The organism is Serratia sp. CY76391, assembly GCF_052166695.1.
In the GTDB taxonomy this organism is placed as follows: domain Bacteria; phylum Pseudomonadota; class Gammaproteobacteria; order Enterobacterales; family Enterobacteriaceae; genus Serratia; species Serratia nematodiphila.
The window spans coordinates 263,053-281,232 of record NZ_JBJNOJ010000009.1; the positions used below are offsets into that span (position 1 = coordinate 263,053).

Consider the following 18,180-nt stretch of genomic DNA (forward strand, 5'->3'; position numbering starts at 1 on the left):
TGATAATTCAGGGCGCAAGTGATGTCAGCGGCCGTTTGGCTACGGGTTGAGCAAACGGCCGCCTGGAAGCGGGATTTATGCGCTGCGGCGCAGCAGTCCCTGCTTTTTCAGCCAGATCAGCAAAATCGAGATCGCCGCCGGTGTAATGCCGGAGATGCGCGAAGCCTGGCCGATGGAGTTCGGTTTGTGATCGTTCAGCTTGGCGATCACTTCGTTCGACAGTCCCGAAACCTGACGGTAGTCAAGATCCAGCGGCAGCACGGTGTTCTCGTTGCGCTGTTGTTTTTCGATCTCTTCCTGCTGGCGAGCGATGTAGCCTTCGTATTTGACCTGGATCTCGACCTGCTCGGCGGCTTGTACGTCGTCCAACGGCGGCGCGAAGGCGTCGATGCCGGTCAACTGCGCGTAATCCATCTCTGGACGGCGCAGCAACTCTTCGCCGTTCGCTTCACGCGACAGCGGCGCTTTCAGCAACGCATTGACCTGTTCGACGTTCTCGGCGTGCGGATGCATCCAGATGTCGCGCAGGCGTTGACGTTCACGTTCGATTCGCTCCAGCTTCTCGCTGTAACGCGCCCAGCGCACGTCGTCCACCAGACCGAGTTCACGGCCTTTTTCCGTCAGGCGGAGATCGGCGTTGTCTTCGCGCAGCATCAGACGATACTCGGCGCGTGAGGTAAACATGCGGTACGGTTCTTTGGTGCCGAGGGTGCTGAGATCGTCCACCAGCACGCCGAGGTAGGCCTGATCGCGACGTGGCGCCCAGCCCTCTTGTTCATCGGCGAAACGCCCGGCGTTCAGACCGGCCAGCAAGCCCTGCGCGGCGGCTTCTTCATAGCCGGTGGTGCCGTTGATCTGGCCGGCGAAGAACAGGCCCTGAATAAATTTGCTTTCCAGCGTCGGTTTCAGATCGCGTGGATCGAAGAAATCGTACTCGATGGCATAACCAGGGCGAATAATACGCGCGTTCTGCATCCCTTCCATTGAACGGACGATCTGCATCTGCACGTCGAACGGCAGGCTGGTGGAGATCCCGTTAGGGTAAATCTCGTTGCTGGTCAGGCCTTCCGGCTCAAGGAAGATCTGGTGCGCGTTGCGATCGGCAAAACGCATGACCTTGTCTTCGATCGACGGACAGTAACGTGGGCCGATCCCTTCGATGATCCCGGCATACATCGGGCTGCGATCGAGGTTATTGCGGATCACGTCATGGGTTTTTTCATTGGTGTGGGTGATGTAGCACGCCATTTGTTCCGGGTGCTGGCTGGCATCGCCCAAGAACGAGAATACCGGCACCGGCGTATCGCCGTGTTGAGGTGCCAATACGCTGAAATCGATAGTGCGGGCGTCGATGCGCGGCGGTGTACCGGTTTTCAAGCGGTTAACGCGCAGCGGCAGTTCACGCAAACGCTGCGACAGCGAGATCGAAGGAGGATCCCCGGCGCGGCCGCCGCTGTAATTCTCCAGGCCGATATGGATCTTGCCGTCCAGGAAGGTGCCTACGGTCAATACCACCGCCTTGGCGCGGAATTTCAGACCCATTTGGGTGACGGCGCCCACGACGCGATCGTTTTCGACGATCAGATCCTCAACCGGCTGTTGGAAGATCATCAGGTTGGGCTGGTTCTCCAACGCGGTACGGATCGCTTGCCGATACAGGACGCGATCCGCCTGAGCGCGAGTGGCGCGAACGGCAGGGCCTTTGCTGGCGTTTAGTATCCTAAACTGGATGCCGGCGTGGTCGATCGCCGTTGCCATCAGGCCGCCGAGTGCATCAATTTCCTTAACCAGATGCCCTTTACCAATACCGCCAATCGCCGGGTTACAGGACATCTGTCCCAGCGTATCGATATTGTGTGTCAATAATAAAGTCTGACGTCCCATGCGCGCCGCGGCCATGGCGGCCTCGGTACCTGCATGGCCACCACCGATGATGATGACGTCAAATTGATCTGGATAAAACATGGAACTGCACCTCGCCGTATTGCGAACGATCGTATTTGCCCTGGGGTCGGGGATTCTACTCAAGTTTAGACGATCGACCAAGTGGTCAGGATCGTCGGTAATTAAAAGAAGATCTTTTTTATTTAAAGATCTCTTTATTAGATCTCTTATTAGGATCGCGATCCTCTGTGGATAAGTGACTATTCACGATGAAGATCAGCAGATTAAGGAGGATCTTTTGCTGTGAATGATCGGTGATCCCGACGCAGATAAGCTGGGATCTAAAAGGCTTGTTATACACAGGGCAAAAAGTGCACTACGGTTGTTATTGGGATAACTACTGCTTTTACCCTGCTTTTAAGTATAGTTATCCACAATCGTTCGCACGATCTTTAGACGAATTAGAGTAAATTAATCCAGTTTTTTACCCATTCCTCGGCCGGATCCTCGGGAATTTCATGCTCGGTCACGTCGATCTCGAGACGATCGCCGATCCTTTTAGCGCCTCTGGCGATCAACAGATCGTCGATCTGTTTGATTGCGCCACAGAAGGTGTCGTATTCCGAACTGCCCAAACCGACGGCGCCGAACTGTACCTCGGAAAGATCCGGCTGCTGCTCAGCGATCTGTTCCAACAGCGGTTGAAGGTTATCTGGCAGTTCGCCGGCGCCGTGCGTGGAAGAGACCACCAGCCAGCGGCCGGTCAACGGCAGTTCATCCAGTTCAGGGCCGTGCAGCATCTCGGTAGAGAAACCCGCGTCTTCCAGCTTTTCAGCCAAATGTTCAGCCACGTATTCGGCGCTGCCAAGCGTACTGCCACTGATCAGAGTAATGTCTGCCATGAACCAACGATCCCAACCTTCTCACTCAAAGTGGCTGCATTGTACGCTGTGAATCGGCTGGGATCTACCTGTGGATAATGTGGGTATGCAATTTGGCGGGTTACGGCACGATGGTACGCATAATGGGGTTCTGCAGTGAGATCAGCGTTTCGGTGGACTGGATCTCGTCGATGGTCTGGATCTTGTTGATAAGTACCTGTTGCAACGCGTCGATCGATCGGCACATTACCTTAATAAAGACGCTGTAGTGGCCGGTGGTGTAATAGGCTTCCACCACTTCTTCCAGGCTTTCCAGCTTCTTCAGCGCCGAAGGGTAATCCTTGGCGCTCTTTAATATGATGCCGATAAAGCAGCACACGTCGTAGCCCAGCTGTTTGGGGCTGACGTCGATGCGCGCGCCGGTGATGATCCCGGCCTGCTTCATCTTCTCCACCCGCACATGAATGGTGCCGGGGCTGACGGCGAAGTTTTTCGCCAGTTCGGCGTACGGTGTGCGCGCATTGTCCATCAGGGCGTTGAGAATGCCGCGATCGAGATTATCGATCTGATAAATTTCCGCCATTTAATCCCCCATTAATTAACGATTGTTGAATTCTGTCCGGGTAAAAATGAACGATTAAAAGTGAAAAGGCAATATTGATTGATGGATATTGAATTGTTGTGTCATTTTGTTGCTTAATCGATGGCAACAGAGACAGGTTTACAAGAGATACGGCAATGAAAAAACAGTTTATCCAAAAACAACAACAAATCAGCCAGGTCAAATCCTTCTTCTCCCGCCAGCTGGAGCAACAGCTCGGTCTGATCGAAGTGCAAGCCCCGATCCTTAGCCGCCTGGGCGACGGCACGCAGGATAACCTTTCCGGCAGCGAGAAAGCGGTGCAGGTCAAAGTCAAAACCTTGCCGGACGCCACCTTCGAAGTGGTGCATTCGCTGGCGAAATGGAAACGCAAAACTCTGGGCAGCTACGATTTCGGTGCCGGCGAAGGCCTGTATACCCATATGAAGGCGCTGCGCCCGGATGAAGACCGCCTGACGCCTATCCACTCGGTGTACGTCGATCAGTGGGACTGGGAGCGGGTGATGGGCGACGGTGAGCGCAGCCTGGACTACCTGAAAAACACCGTGCGCAGCATTTACGCTGCGATCAAGGCGACGGAGGCGGAAGTCAGCCGCGAGCATGGCCTGACCCCGTTCCTGCCGGAACAGATCCACTTCATGCACAGCGAAACCCTGCTGCAGCGCTACCCTGATCTGGACGCCAAGGGGCGCGAGCGGGCGATCGCCAAAGAATTGGGCGCAGTGTTCCTGATTGGCATCGGCGGCAAGCTGTCACACGGTAAATCGCACGATGTGCGGGCGCCGGATTATGATGACTGGACCACGCCGACGGCGGATGGCCTGGCGGGCCTGAACGGCGATATCGTGGTGTGGAACCCGGTGCTGCAGGACGCTTTCGAGCTGTCCTCCATGGGGATCCGCGTTGACGCCGCCGCGCTGAAACACCAGTTGGCGCTGACCGGCGATGAAGAGCGCATGAAGCTGGAATGGCACCAGTCGTTGCTGCGCGGCGATATGCCGCAGACCATCGGCGGCGGCATCGGTCAGTCGCGTCTGGTGATGTTGTTGCTGCAACTGTCGCATATCGGCCAGGTGCAATGCGGCGTGTGGTCGCCGGAAGTGCGCGGCGCGGTCGAAGGCCTGCTCTAATGCCGCCTAGCGCCGCCAGCGGCGCATCAAACGGCTTTTCAGCCCGGTATCAAAGCGCCAGATATGATCGAAGATGCGCATGATGCCGGGTTTGCCGTAAGCGGACATCGCCACCGCGTGGAAACGTTGCTGGTGGCTTTGCTGCTGCTGTTTCACCTTCTTTATTACCTCCTCCGGCAACCGCTGGGCAATAAAATCGGAAATGATCACCGCATCGGCGTCGAACCAGCCGCTCTCCGCCATTTTGGTGACGGTGGCGTTCAGGCAGGCCGCCAGATCGGTGCCGCCGCGAAACTGCTGGCCGAGAAAGCGCACTGCCTGCTCGATGCCGCTGGCGGCGGTGAGTTCGTAATGCACGATCTGGTTGGCAAACAGCATGATATAGCAGCGGCGGTTGTCCGCCAGCGCAATGCGCAGCAGCGCCAGACAGAACGCCTTGGCGCACTGTTCGTTGAAACCGCCCATCGATCCGGAGGTGTCCACGCAGACGATAAACGGCCCGCGCGGCTGTTGATCCTGCTGCTGGTGAGTGACCTGGCGGATCAGGATCTGTTCCTGCCAGACGTCGCCCTGCAGACGGTAGCTCAGCAGCCGCTTTTCCAACAGGCGGCGATAAAACTCGAATTCCAGCTCTTCTATCCCCAGCGTCGCCAGCTCCGGCGGCAACAGGCGCAGGATGTCGTCGCTTTGATGAATGCCGCTCACTTCTTCCGGCAGCGTGGCCGGCACCTGCACCATGACCCTGAACGGCTCCGGCTGCGCGTCCTGTTGCTGCACCGCCTTGGCCTGATAGCTGCGGCCCAGCTGTTGCGCCAGTTTTTTCAGCTCCGGCTGCTGCTGCAAAAAGTTGCCGTACTCCACCAGCCGCTGATAATCGCCACGCTGCAGCTGGCCTTTGCTCATGTCCCACAGCCTGCCGGCGGCGGTGTCGTTTTCCGACAGCAGCGGTTCCAGCGCGCCGCTCAGCGCCAACCGCTCCTGCAGTTCCGCCATCAGCTGCTCGCGCTCTTGTTCCAGCAGTTGGTGGTGCAGCATGGTGGCCTGCAGCGTCAGGCTGATGCGCCAGCGCTGCAGAAACAGCGTTTGAAAGCTGTCGTCCAGCGGATGATTGGGCAGATCGGCGGCGTCCACCAGCGCGCGCGCCTGTTCATAAAACGGTGAGACCAGCTGGCGCAGCAGCTCCATGGTGTCGTTGAGGTTGTGATAGAACTGGGTGTTGTTCTCCAGCTGGCACTGTTGGTAGCGATAGAATTCCTGCGCCAGCGCCGGCGGCACCATCGCCTCCTGCAGACGCTCCTTGAGCTGCAGCTTCCAGCGCGGCAGATCGCGATCCAGCGCCCGGCGAAGGGCCGGAAACTTTTTAAAGAATACCGACAGCTGCGGCGCCGCCAGCATGCCGACGATCATCTCCTCGATCATCTCGCCTTCGGTGATCGCCAGCAGCAGATCGAGCGTCTCCAGACTGAGCATGGTTACTGGCCGCGCATTTGCAGCAGTTGCTGTTTAACCTGTTCCGCGACCTGCAGCAGACTGGCTTCGATCTTGGCCAGGCCGGCGGCGGGGGTGAACAGACAGGGCTGATGTTGGCTGAAGGCGCGGCGTTGCTCCGCCAGGCGCTGGGCCAATGCGTCCATTTCATCCAGCAGCGCCTGCGGCGTGGCGGTGGCCTGTTTGCCCGGCAGCGCCAGCAATGACGGCTGGCGGCTGACGTCCAACACCGTGAGGTGCAGTTGGTCATCCACTTCCAGGTCGATCGGCTGCGCAAAGCCGATGCCGTTCAGCTTGGCGCGCACGTCGCCGCCTTTTTGCAGCCAGTTGTCCAGCGCGCTGCTTTCGATGCTCAGATGGTTGACCTGAATGTCATGCAGCTGCAGCGGCTTTTGCAACAGGAGGGTGAGGGTGCCGCCGGCGAACGGCGTGGCCGGCGCGTATTGCGGTTTGCGGCTGAACATGCCGCCTTTTTTCACCAGGCTGATGGCCTGCCGGTCGCTTTGTTGCTGCTGGTCCTGCAGCCAGCGGGTGTGGATTTGTTGCAACTGGATCAGCATCGACTGCTGCTGATAGGCCGACTCGGTCAGCAATTGGTCGATCTGCTGTTGCAGCAGCTTCAGCGAGGTGAGATCGTGCCACAGGCAGTCTTTCAACAGCATCAGATCGAGCGGGGCGATGGCGTCGCGCCCGCTGAAGAAGGCGCAGGCTTGCAGCAGGCGCAGGGCTTTTTTCCAGCGCCGATCGGAGACGTATGGCGCCTGCTCCAGTGCGTCCAGCCGCTGGCGCAGCTGGAAAATCAGCTCAAAACAGGTTTCCGGCAGCGCGACTTTGTCGATCTGCGGTTGCCACTGCAGAAACTCTTCGTCGCTGATGCTCAGCGCCGCCGGCACCGGGTTTTGGCTTTCGCTCTGGCGGTTGACCAGCAGCGAGCGGAAATTCTGTTTATCCTGCACCTTGTCCAGCCACAGGCGGATCAGCATGCGGTCATATAAGGCTTCGAGGCTGTTGTCCGCTTCGGGCAGTTCGTTGGAGGCGGTGACCAGCAGGCGCAGCGGGATCGGTTCTTCGCTGTTGCCGTTGCGAAAGCGGCGTTCGTTGATCGCCGTCAGCAGGGTGTTGAGGATCGCCGGGCCGGCCTTCCAGATCTCGTCCAGAAACACGATCTCCGCTTCCGGCAGATAGCCGGCGGTCAGACGTTGATAGCGCCCCTCATCTTTCAGCGCCTGGATAGAGAGCGGGCCAAAGACCTCTTCCGGCGTGGAAAAACGCGTCATCAGGTATTCAAAGGAGCGGGCGTTGCGGAAGGCAAACTTCAGCCGGCGCGCGATCAGGCTCTTGGCGATGCCGGGCGGGCCGAGCAGGAATACGCTTTCGCCGCTCAGCGCCGCCAGCAGGCACAGGCGGATCGCCTCTTGCCGCTCATAAAGGCCGCTCTCCAGCGCGCTGCTGAGGCGGGAAATTCGTTCTGCCAGAAGGGATGATGGCGTCATATAATTGTCGCATTGTCCGAGAGTTAGCCAATCTTGGTCGATAATTCGATGATAAACCACCATTATTTTTAATGGTATAGCTTATTGATTAGTAAAAATTTTCTCAGTTGAGTCGGATATTCGGTTCACATTTTGTTTATTTTTCGGCTCTGATATAAGGGTAGGCAAGCGGTATAAATGGTGCATACTGTGCGGCTTTCTGGTGGGCGTGACGGATCTTTGAGCCCGTATTTTGCCTGATGCGGATGCATCGCTAACGGATGTTCTGATAAAGAAACGAATTATGAGCGCAGAGCATAAGCAGTCCCTATCGGCGGTAACCCTGGCTGCCATCGGCGTGGTCTACGGTGATATCGGCACCAGCCCTCTCTATACGCTGAGAGAGTGTTTCTCCGGCCATTACGGCTTCGATGTTCGTCCAGACGTGGTTTTCGGCTTCCTGTCGCTGATTTTCTGGATGCTGATCGTGATCGTTTCCCTCAAATATCTCACCTACGTGATGCGCGCGGACAACGCCGGCGAGGGCGGTATTCTGACGCTGATGTCGCTGGCCGGGCGCAATACCTCGGCGCGCACTACTGCGGTGCTGGTGATACTGGGCCTGATCGGCGGCAGCTTCTTCTATGGCGAGGTGGTGATCACCCCGGCTATCTCGGTGATGTCGGCGATAGAGGGGTTGGAAATCGCCGCGCCTGCGCTTGACGCCTATATCGTGCCGCTCTCCATTCTGGTGTTGACGCTGCTGTTCGTTATCCAAAAGCACGGCACCGGCAGCGTCGGCAAGCTGTTCGCCCCGGTAATGCTGCTGTGGTTCATCGTGTTGGCGGTACTGGGCGCGCGCAGCATCATTTCAAACCCGGAAGTGCTGCAGGCGCTGAATCCCAAATGGGCGCTCAACTTCTTCATGGAATATAAGAAGGTGTCGTTCTTCGCCCTGGGGGCCGTGGTGTTGTCGATCACCGGCGTCGAGGCGCTGTATGCCGATATGGGGCACTTCGGCAAGTTCCCGATCCGCCTGGCCTGGTTCACCGTGGTGCTGCCTTCGCTGGTGCTCAACTACTTCGGCCAGGGGGCGCTGCTGCTGAAAAATCCGGAGGCGATCAAAAACCCGTTCTTCCTGCTGGCGCCCGACTGGGCGCTGATCCCGCTGCTGATTCTGGCAACCCTGGCGACGGTGATCGCTTCACAGGCGGTGATTTCCGGTGTCTTCTCGCTGACTCGCCAGGCGGTGCGCCTGGGCTATCTGTCGCCGATGCGCATCATTCACACCTCGGAAATGGAATCCGGCCAGATCTACATTCCGGTGATCAACTGGACGCTGTACATCTCGGTGGTGCTGGTGATCATCGGTTTCGAGCACTCCAGCAACCTGGCGGCGGCGTATGGCATCGCCGTCACTGGCACCATGGTGTTGACCAGCATTCTGGTCACCTCGGTGGCGATCAACAACTGGCACTGGAATCGCTTCCTGGCGATCGGCATCGTGACCATCTTGCTGATCATCGACGTGCCGATGTTTTCCGCCAACGCCCTGAAGCTGTTCTCCGGCGGCTGGCTGCCGCTGACCTTGGCGCTGGTGATGTTCATCATTATGACCACCTGGAAGAGCGAGCGCTTCCGCCTGCTGCGCCGCCTGCATGAACACGGCAACTCGCTGGAGGCGATGATCGCCTCGCTGGAGAAATCGCCGCCGGTGCGGGTGCCGGGTACGGCGGTGTTCTTGTCGCGCGCCACCAACGTTATTCCTTTTGCGCTGTTGCACAACCTGAAGCACAACAAGGTGCTGCATGAGCGTGTGGTGCTGCTGACGCTGCGCACCGAGGATGCGCCTTACGTGCACAACGTGCGCCGGGTGACCATCGAGCAGCTGTCGCCGACCTTCTGGCGGGTGGTGGCCAGCTACGGCTGGCGCGAAACGCCGAACGTCGAGGAGGTGTTCCACCGCTGCGGGCTGGAAGGGTTGCCGTGCCGCATGTCGGAGACGTCGTTCTTCATGTCCCATGAATCGCTGATCCTCACCAAGCGGCCATGGTACCTCTATCTGCGCGGCAAACTGTTCGTCGCCCTGAGCCGCAATGCGCTGCGCGCGCCGGATCAGTTTGAGATCCCGCCGAACCGGGTCATCGAGCTCGGCACGCAGGTCGAGATCTAACCCGCCTGACAGGGGCTCAGCTAGGCTGGGCCCCTTTTGTTTGCGCTTTCTCCGTGCGCGAACGAAACGTTTCGATAACGATCACACTTCTGCATTGTCCCGGTTGCCTTCCCCTGCCGTTTTTTTAAACTCCCCCAAAGAGCGAAACGTTTCGCTAGCGGAGTGAGAAGATGAAAAAAGGCGTATTACTGAATTCCGACGTGTCTGCCGTGATTGCCCGGCTGGGGCATACCGACCAGCTCACCCTGTGCGATGCGGGCCTGCCGATACCGGCGGCGACGCAGCGCATCGATCTGGCGTTGACGCAGGGCGTGCCGACCTTCATGCAGGTGTTCGCGGCGGTCACGCAAGAGATGCAGGTAGAAAGCGCCATCCTGGCGGAAGAGATCGTGAAACAGAATCCGTCGCTCCACGAGGCTCTGTTGGCTGAACTGACCGCACTGGGCCAACGCCAGGGCAATACCATCAGCGTGCGCTATATCAGCCATCAGGCGTTTAAAGCGCAAACCGAGCACAGCCGGGCGGTGATCCGCAGCGGGGAGTGTTCGCCTTACGCGAACGTGATCCTGTGCGCCGGCGTAACTTTCTGAGGCGTTTATGCAACCTTTACTGCAACTGAAAGGGATTGATAAAGCCTTTCCCGGCGTGAAGGCGCTTTCCGGCGCTGCCCTCAGCGTTTATCCCGGCAAGGTGATGGCGCTGGTGGGGGAAAACGGCGCCGGGAAGTCCACCATGATGAAAGTGCTGACCGGCATCTACCAGAAAGACGCCGGCAGCCAGTATTTTCTCGGTAAAGAGGTGGCGTTCAACGGGCCCAAGGATTCGCAGGAAGCGGGCATCGGTATTATCCATCAGGAGCTGAACCTGATCCCGCAGCTGACGATTGCGGAAAACATCTTCCTCGGCCGCGAGTTCGTCAACCGTTTCGGCCGCATTGACTGGAAGCGCATGTACGCCGAGGCCGATCGCTTGTTGGCGCGGCTCAATATCCGCTACAGCAGCCACCGGCTGGTGGGCGAGCTGTCGATCGGCGATCAGCAGATGGTGGAGATCGCCAAGGTGCTGAGCTTCGAATCGAAAGTGATCATCATGGACGAACCGACCGATGCGCTGACCGACACCGAAACCGCCTCGCTGTTCAAGGTGATCAATGAGCTGAAGGCCGAAGGGCGCGGCATCGTCTATATCTCGCACCGCCTGAAAGAGATCTTTGAAATCTGCGACGACGTGACCGTGTTCCGCGACGGGCAGTTTATCGCCGAGCGGCCGGTGAGCGAGCTGCAGGAAGATTCGCTGATTGAGATGATGGTCGGCCGCAAGCTGGAAGAACAATATCCGCGCCTGGATTTGCCGCGTGGTGAAAAGCGGCTGGAAGTCAGTCATCTTTCCGGCCCCGGCGTTGAAGACGTCAGCTTTACGCTGTACCGCGGCGAGATCCTCGGCGTGGCCGGGCTGATGGGCGCCGGGCGCACCGAATTGATGAAGATCCTGTACGGCGCCGCGCCGCGCAAGGCCGGCACCGTCAGCCTGGACGGCCGCGAGGTGGTCGCCCATTCGCCGCAGGATGGGTTGGCGAACGGCATCGTCTATATCTCGGAAGACCGCAAGCGCGACGGCCTGGTGTTGGGCATGTCGGTGAAGGAAAACATGTCGCTGACCGCGCTGCGCTACTTTAGCCGCGCCGACGGCAGCCTGAAACAGGCCGACGAGCGGCAGGCGGTGGGGGATTTCATCCGGCTGTTCAATATCAAAACGCCGTCGATGGAGCAGCCTATCGGCCTGCTTTCCGGCGGCAATCAGCAAAAAGTGGCGATCGCCCGCGGCCTGATGACCCGGCCGAAGGTGCTGATCCTCGATGAGCCGACGCGCGGCGTCGATGTCGGCGCCAAAAAAGAGATCTATCAGTTAATCAACCAGTTCAAACAGGAAGGGCTGAGCATCATTCTGGTGTCTTCGGAAATGCCGGAGGTGATGGGCATGAGCGATCGCATTCTGGTGATGCATGAAGGGCATCTCAGCGGCGAGTTCCCGATTGAACAGGCCACCCAGGAAGCGTTGATGGCGGCAGCCGTCGGCAAGCAATACGGCGTAAAGCAGGAGTAATCAGATATGAGTTCCCAGACTATCGCAGCTAAGCGCTGGTTCAGTAAAGAGTGGCTGTTAGAGCAGAAGTCGTTGATTGCGCTGCTGGTGCTGATCGCCGTGGTCTCTTCCATGAGCCCGAACTTCTTCACCCTGAACAACCTGTTCAATATTCTGCAGCAGACTTCGGTGAACGCCATCATGGCGGTGGGGATGACGCTGGTGATCCTCACGTCCGGCATCGATCTGTCGGTGGGATCGCTGCTGGCGCTGACCGGCGCGGTGGCGGCGTCGATCGTCGGCTTTGAGGTCAACGCGCTGGTGGCGGTGGCGGCGGCCTTGGCGCTGGGCGCCGCGATTGGCGCCTGCACCGGGGTGATCGTCGCCAAAGGCAAAGTGCAGGCCTTTATCGCCACGCTGGTGATGATGCTGCTGTTGCGCGGCGTCACCATGGTGTACACCAACGGCAGCCCGATCAACACCGGTTTTACCGACGTGGCCGACACCTTCGGCTGGTTCGGCATCGGCCGTCCGCTGGGCGTGCCTACGCCGATCTGGATCATGGCGATCGTGTTCATCGCCGCCTGGTATATGCTGCACCATACGCGCCTGGGCCGCTATATTTATGCCCTGGGCGGCAACGAGGCGGCGACCCGTCTGTCCGGCATCAGCGTCGATAAAGTGAAGATTATCGTCTACTCGCTGTGCGGCCTGCTGGCGGCGCTGGCGGGGGTAATCGAAGTGGCGCGCCTGTCGTCGGCACAGCCGACCGCCGGCACCGGCTATGAGCTGGACGCCATCGCCGCCGTGGTGCTGGGCGGCACCAGCCTGGCCGGCGGCAAGGGGCGCATCGTCGGCACGCTGATCGGGGCGCTGATCCTCGGCTTCCTGAACAACGGCCTGAATTTATTGGGTGTTTCTTCCTACTACCAAATGATCGTGAAGGCAGTGGTGATACTGCTGGCGGTTCTGGTAGATAACAAAAGCAACAAGTAACCTCCCCCTACAGGAATCACGATGATGAAAATGAAAAAACTGGCAACCTTAGCTTCCGCCATCGCGCTGAGCGCCACCCTGAGCGCCAATGCCATGGCCAAAGAGACCATCGCGCTGGTGGTGTCCACTCTCAACAACCCGTTCTTCGTCTCGATGAAGGACGGAGCGCAGCAAGAGGCCAATAAGCTGGGCTACAACCTGGTGGTGCTGGACTCCCAGAACAACCCGGCGAAAGAGCTGGCCAACGTGCAGGATCTGATGGTGCGGGCGCCTAAGCTGCTGCTGATCAACCCGACCGACTCCGATGCGGTCGGTAACGCCATCAAGATGGCCAACCAGGCTAAGATCCCGGTCATCACGCTGGACCGCGTGGCGAGCAAGGGCGACGTGGTGAGCCACATTGCCTCGGACAACCGCGTGGGCGGTAAAATGGCCGGTGACTTCATCGCCAAAAAAGCAGGTGCCGATGCCAAAGTGATTCAGCTGGAAGGCATCGCCGGCACTTCCGCCGCGCGTGAACGCGGCGAAGGCTTCAAACAGTCGCTGGATCAGAATAAATTCAAACTGCTGGCCAGCCAGCCGGCCGATTTCGACCGCACCAAGGGCCTGAACGTGATGCAGAACCTGCTGACCGCTCACCCGGATGTGCAGGCGGTATTTGCCCAGAACGATGAAATGGCGCTGGGCGCGCTGCGTGCGCTGCAAACCGCCGGTAAAACCGACGTGATCGTGGTAGGCTTCGACGGCACCGCCGACGGCGTGAAAGCGGTCGAAGGCGGCAAGCTGGCGGCGACCGTGGCGCAGCGTCCCGATCAGATCGGCGTGATCGGCGTGGAAACCGCCGATAAGGTGCTGAAAGGCGAAAAAGTGCCGGCGACCATTCCGGTCGATTTGAAATTGGTCACTCAGTAAGTCATACCAGCGCCATCGGGACGGGGCGTTTACGATGGCGCGCAATTCAGGAATCAATGCGATGGAAACAGGTAAGCTGGTGGTTCTGGGCAGCATCAATGCCGATCATATCCTCAATATTGAACAGTTCCCCCTCCCGGGCGAAACGGTGATCGGGAAACAGTATAAGGTGGCGTTTGGCGGCAAGGGCGCGAATCAGGCGGTGGCGGCCGGGCGCAGCGGGGCGGAGATCGCCTTTATCGCTTGCGTAGGCGCCGACGATATCGGCGAGCGTATCCGCCGGCAGCTGGCGAGCGATCGCATTGATACTCAACCGATTGAAGCCATCGCCGACAGCACCACCGGTGTGGCGCTGATCTTCGTCAACGCCGAGGGCGAGAACGTGATCGGCATCGATGCCGGCGCCAACGCCGCGGTGACGCCGGATTACCTGGCGCGCTACCAACAAAAAGTGATCGACGCCGATGCCCTGCTGATGCAGCTGGAGTCGCCGCTGGAGACGGTGATCGCCGCCGCCCGCCTGGCGAAGCAACATCAAACGCAGGTGATCCTCAACCCGGCCCCGGCGCGCGAGCTGCCGGACGAGCTGCTGGGGATGATTGATATGATCACCCCGAATGAAACCGAAGCGCAGCGCTTGACCGGCATCGCCGTGGACAACGACGCCGATGCGGCGCGTGCGGCGCAGGCGCTGCACGATAAAGGCATCGCAACGGTGATCATCACCCTCGGTAGCCGCGGCGTGTGGCTGAGCGAAAACGGCAACGGCAAACTGGTGCCTGGCTTCAAGGTGCAAGCGGTGGACACCATCGCCGCCGGCGATACCTTTAACGGTGCGCTGGTGACCGCCCTGTTGGAAGGTAACAGCATGGCCGACGCGGTGCGTTTCGCCCATGCGGCGGCGGCGATCGCCGTAACCCGCCCCGGCGCGCAGCCTTCGGTGCCGTGGCGCGAAGAGATCGACGCCTTCTTGCAGCAGCAGGGGTGATCCTTTGGCCACCATGAAAGATGTCGCTCGCCTGGCGGGCGTTTCAACCTCAACTGTTTCGCATGTGGTCAACAACAATCGCTTTGTCAGCGACAGCGTGCGCGACAAGGTCATGGCGGCCGTGGAACAGTTGAACTATGCGCCTTCCGCGCTGGCGCGCAGCCTGAAGCTTAATCAAACCCGCACCATCGGCATGCTGGTGACCGCCAGCAACAACCCGTTTTATGCCGAAGTGGTGCGCGGCGTGGAGCGCAGCTGCTATGAACGTGGCTATAGTCTGATCCTGTGCAATACCGAAGAAGACGCCGCGCGCATGAACCGCAGCATGGAGACGCTGCTGCAAAAGCGCGTCGACGGTTTGCTGTTGATGTGCACCGAAAACCATCGGCCATCGCAAGATGCCCTGAGCCGCTACCCGTCATTGCCGATCGTGATGATGGACTGGGCGCCGTTCGAGGGTGCCAACGACATTATTCAGGATAACTCGCTGCTGGGCGGCGAGATGGCGACCGATCATCTGATCGCCCGCGGCTACCGCAAGATCGCCTGCATCGCCGGCCCGCAGGATAAAACCACCGCCCGTCACCGGCTGGAAGGCTATCGCAACGCGATGCGGCGCGCCGAATTGCCGGTTCCGTCAGGGTATGAAGTGCATTGCGACTTTGAGTTTGAGGGCGGCGTGAACGCCATGCGCCAACTGTTGGCGCTGGACGAACCGCCGCATGCGGTGTTCGCCGGCAACGACGCGGTGGCGGTAGGCGTTTATCAGGCGCTGTATCAGGCTGGGCTTTCCGTGCCGCAGGATATGGCGGTGATGGGTTACGATGATATTGAGCTGGCGCGTTATCTAGCGCCGCCGTTGAGCACCATTCATCAACCGAAGGATTCGCTGGGCGAATTGGCGATCGATGCGCTGATCAACCGCCTGCAGAACCCGGAGCGCGCGCCCCAGGTGCTGGTGCTGACGCCCGAGCTGGTGGAGCGCGCCTCAGTGGGCCGCCGTTAACTCGTCGCCTTCGCTTCTTTCTTGCTTTCCTGGCCGCTGATCAAATTGCGGCCATCTTTCCTTCTCAGCAACATAAACACCAGCGCCGACGCCACGGTGACGATCCCCATGGTGATAAAGGTGTAATGGAAGTGGTCGATCATGGTGCCTAACGACAGGGATTCGTAAAAACGCAGCACCGCCGCGCTGATCGCCACGCCGAAGCTGATGGACAGTTGTTGGGTGACCGCCAGGACGCTGTTGCCGGCGCTGGCGTTGGCGTCGTTCAAATCCGCCAGGCTGATGGTGTTCATGGCGGTGAACTGGGTGGACATCGCCATGCCCAGCACGAACAGCGGCAGGATCATCAGCCACAGCGGCATGCCCGGGCTTTGCAGGGCAAACTGGGCAATCAGCACCCCGATAATAACGGTGATGCCGACCAGTGTTTTGCGGTAGCCAAACCAGCGCAGCACTTGAGTGACGGTGGATTTCGCCATCAGCGAGCCGATGGCGGTCGGCGCCATCATGCAACCGGCGACGATCGCCGTGTAGCCGAAGCCCACCTGCAGCATGAGCGGCATTAAAAACGGCACGCAGCCGGTGCCCAACCTGGAAGCGACGTTGCCGGCGATGCCGACCGAGAAGGTACGGGTTTTGAACAGGTCGAGACCGATCAGCGGCTGAGGATGACGGCGGGCGTGCGCGATGTAGCCGAACAGCATGACGAAACCGCTGAGCAGAATACCCAACGAAACGTAGCTGGCCAGCACCCGCTCGCCAAACAGCTCCAGCCCGGTAGAGATCAGCACCAGACTCAGGCCGAACAGCATAAAGCCAAGGAAATCGAAGCGGCGTTTGGGCGTGGTGAAGTCCGGCATGTATTTGCGTGCATAGAAGATGCCGAGCAGACCGATAGGGATATTGATCAGGAAAATCCAGTGCCAGGTGGCGTAGGTTACCAGCCAGCCGCCCAGCAGCGGCCCGAGAATCGGCCCGACCAGGCCGGGCATGGTGACGAAGTTCAGCACCGGCAGCAGTTCGCTGCGCGGGTAGGCGCGCAGCAGCGCCAACCGCGCGACCGGCATCATCATCGCGCCGCCGATGCCTTGCAGCACGCGAGAGGCGACCAGCACGCTCAACGTAGGAGACAAGGCGCACAGCAGCGAACCGAGGGTGAATAACGTGACGGCGAAGATGAACACGCGCCGGGTGCCGAAGCGATCCGCCAGCCAGCCGCTGACCGGGATCAGCATCGCCACAGTCAGCGTGTAGCTGATGACGGCCGATTGCATCGCCAGCGGCGAACGCCCCAGGCTTTGGGCGATCGCCGGCAGCGCGGTGTTGAGGATAGTGGCGTCCAGCGCCTGCATAAAGAACGCCATTGCGGCGATCCACGGGAGTCCTGCCATACTGCGCGCGGATTGGGTCATGGTCGGTCCTGGTTAAATGGTCGTCTGTCCCTCGTCTCTTTCTTCTATATATAAGCGGGGAGCGTGTCTAGTCTTTCTCTTTCAGCAGCACCTGGCAGGCGACAAGCGCGCCGGCGCTGTCTCCGGCGAGTATCGCATCGACGATAGCCTGATGATGGCGCAGCTTGATCACTTCATTGCCGGTGATGGCGCGGAAGTAGCTTTGGTACACCGAACTGAACAGGTTGGCGAACGAGGTCAGGAACGGGTTGCCGCTGGCCTCGTAGATAAGCTGGTGGAATTGGGTATCGACCTGGATCCAACGCTCGCGATCAAACTGGGTATGCAGCGCGCGCATTTCCGCCATCAGCCCCGCCAGCAACTTGGTTTGCTGCGGGCTGGCGTGGTTTGCCGCCAACGCGCAGGCCTGCGGCTCCAGCGAGGTGCGCAAGATAAGGAAGTGTTGCATCACCTGATCGAAGTTTTCCCGCGTCATCCACCAGGTCAGTAAATCTTGATCGAGGAAATTCCATTGGCTTTGCGGCATCACGCGGGTGCCAATGCGCGGGCGCGGCAACAACATGCCTTTGGCGGCTAACATCTTTACCGCTTCGCGCACCGCGGTGCGGCTGACGCCGAATTGCTCGCCCAGTTCCATTTCACCAGGCAGGATGCTGCCGGCCTGATAATCGCCTGCCAGAATTTGTTGGCCGAGCTTTTCTGCAAGCAGATAAGAAAGATTGCGTTGGGCGGCCTGTTGTTGTGCATTTAACGGCATGGCTGCGGATCCTTACTGACATCGTTATTTCTATTTTACTCCAGTGATCGCCAGCTTTTATGGCTGTTTGCCTGAAAAAGTGACATTAATTCGCCGCTTTTTCGCCCTTTTGTTGAAAAAATCCGCGCTTGAAAAGTTTTTTGCAATTAGGGGTTGCGGCTCGCCGAGAACTCCCTATAATGCGCCTCCACTGACCGGGAACAACGACTGACAAGCCGCCGGGTCAGCGAGAAGAAAGCGAAATAAACGCTTGACTCTCCGGGCGAAAAGCGTAGTATGCGCAGCCCGCGCCGATGAGTTTCTCGGCACTGCTCTTTAACAATTTATCAGACAATCTGTGTGGGCACTCCACAAGACGATATCCAGCATCTTCGGATGCAAAAAAATATCAAGTCTTG

General features: G+C 59.1%; 15 protein-coding genes. 8 read left to right on the forward strand and 7 right to left on the reverse strand.

What is annotated here, in order from left to right:
* Positions 1-75 precede the first annotated feature (75 nt).
* From mnmG to asnC, 3 genes are all read right to left on the reverse strand, one after another.
* Positions 76-1,965, reverse strand: coding sequence for a tRNA uridine-5-carboxymethylaminomethyl(34) synthesis enzyme MnmG (gene mnmG, locus ACJ8PN_RS18360; RefSeq protein WP_044030154.1), 1,890 nt, complete (start codon positions 1,963-1,965; stop codon positions 76-78).
* 380 nt (positions 1,966-2,345) lie between these two features.
* Positions 2,346-2,786, reverse strand: coding sequence for an FMN-binding protein MioC (gene mioC / locus ACJ8PN_RS18365; protein WP_016929621.1), 441 nt, complete (start codon positions 2,784-2,786; stop codon positions 2,346-2,348).
* Positions 2,787-2,886: 100 nt separating this feature from the next.
* A complete protein-coding gene (gene asnC / locus ACJ8PN_RS18370) occupies positions 2,887-3,348 on the reverse strand; it encodes a transcriptional regulator AsnC (RefSeq protein ID WP_004933786.1) in 462 nt (153 codons plus the stop codon).
* Between the two features lie 155 nt (positions 3,349-3,503).
* Here asnC and asnA point away from each other — a divergent pair, with 155 nt between their 5' ends.
* Complete coding sequence (asnA, locus tag ACJ8PN_RS18375) at positions 3,504-4,496, forward strand: aspartate--ammonia ligase (protein ID WP_171455000.1); 993 nt, start codon at positions 3,504-3,506, stop codon at positions 4,494-4,496.
* Positions 4,497-4,502: 6 nt separating this feature from the next.
* Here the strand turns inward: asnA and viaA are convergent, their stop codons facing one another.
* Positions 4,503-5,966 carry an ATPase RavA stimulator ViaA gene (gene viaA / locus ACJ8PN_RS18380; protein ID WP_004933781.1) on the reverse strand — a complete coding sequence of 488 codons (1,464 nt, stop codon included), beginning with the start codon at positions 5,964-5,966 and terminating at the stop codon, positions 4,503-4,505.
* A gap of 2 nt (positions 5,967-5,968) precedes the next feature.
* Positions 5,969-7,477, reverse strand: coding sequence for an ATPase RavA (ravA, locus tag ACJ8PN_RS18385; RefSeq protein WP_171454999.1), 1,509 nt, complete (start codon positions 7,475-7,477; stop codon positions 5,969-5,971).
* 283 nt (positions 7,478-7,760) lie between these two features.
* Between ravA and kup the strand changes: the two genes are divergently transcribed.
* The 7 genes from kup to rbsR all read left to right on the forward strand — a co-directional run bounded on the left by kup (position 7,761) and on the right by rbsR (position 15,613).
* Positions 7,761-9,629 carry a low affinity potassium transporter Kup gene (gene kup / locus ACJ8PN_RS18390; protein ID WP_015379467.1) on the forward strand — a complete coding sequence of 623 codons (1,869 nt, stop codon included), beginning with the start codon at positions 7,761-7,763 and terminating at the stop codon, positions 9,627-9,629.
* Between the two features lie 170 nt (positions 9,630-9,799).
* Positions 9,800-10,219 carry a D-ribose pyranase gene (rbsD, locus tag ACJ8PN_RS18395; RefSeq protein ID WP_015379466.1) on the forward strand — a complete coding sequence of 140 codons (420 nt, stop codon included), beginning with the start codon at positions 9,800-9,802 and terminating at the stop codon, positions 10,217-10,219.
* Between the two features lie 7 nt (positions 10,220-10,226).
* The gene (rbsA, locus tag ACJ8PN_RS18400) at positions 10,227-11,732 is read left to right on the forward strand and encodes a ribose ABC transporter ATP-binding protein RbsA (RefSeq protein WP_351108134.1); all 1,506 of its coding nucleotides are present in this window, start codon (positions 10,227-10,229) and stop codon (positions 11,730-11,732) included.
* A gap of 6 nt (positions 11,733-11,738) precedes the next feature.
* Positions 11,739-12,707, forward strand: a complete 969-nt coding sequence (gene rbsC / locus ACJ8PN_RS18405; RefSeq protein ID WP_033652333.1) for a ribose ABC transporter permease — start codon at positions 11,739-11,741, stop codon at positions 12,705-12,707.
* A 24-nt stretch (positions 12,708-12,731) separates the two neighbouring features.
* A complete protein-coding gene (gene rbsB / locus ACJ8PN_RS18410; RefSeq protein ID WP_004933760.1) occupies positions 12,732-13,619 on the forward strand; it encodes a ribose ABC transporter substrate-binding protein RbsB in 888 nt (295 codons plus the stop codon).
* A 61-nt stretch (positions 13,620-13,680) separates the two neighbouring features.
* Positions 13,681-14,607 (forward strand): ribokinase, encoded by a 927-nt coding sequence (gene rbsK, locus ACJ8PN_RS18415; protein WP_171454997.1) that lies wholly within the window; start codon positions 13,681-13,683, stop codon positions 14,605-14,607.
* Positions 14,608-14,611: 4 nt separating this feature from the next.
* A complete protein-coding gene (gene rbsR, locus ACJ8PN_RS18420; RefSeq protein WP_088382019.1) occupies positions 14,612-15,613 on the forward strand; it encodes a ribose operon transcriptional repressor RbsR in 1,002 nt (333 codons plus the stop codon).
* Here the strand turns inward: rbsR and mdtD are convergent.
* The gene (gene mdtD, locus ACJ8PN_RS18425) at positions 15,610-17,025 is read right to left on the reverse strand and encodes a multidrug transporter subunit MdtD (protein WP_156866332.1); all 1,416 of its coding nucleotides are present in this window, start codon (positions 17,023-17,025) and stop codon (positions 15,610-15,612) included. The genes rbsR and mdtD overlap by 4 nt on opposite strands.
* A 67-nt stretch (positions 17,026-17,092) precedes the next feature.
* On the reverse strand, positions 17,093-17,782 hold the full coding sequence (locus ACJ8PN_RS18430) for a FadR/GntR family transcriptional regulator (protein WP_004933751.1): 690 nt from the start codon (positions 17,780-17,782) through the stop codon (positions 17,093-17,095).
* Between the last annotated feature and the right edge of the window lie 398 nt (positions 17,783-18,180).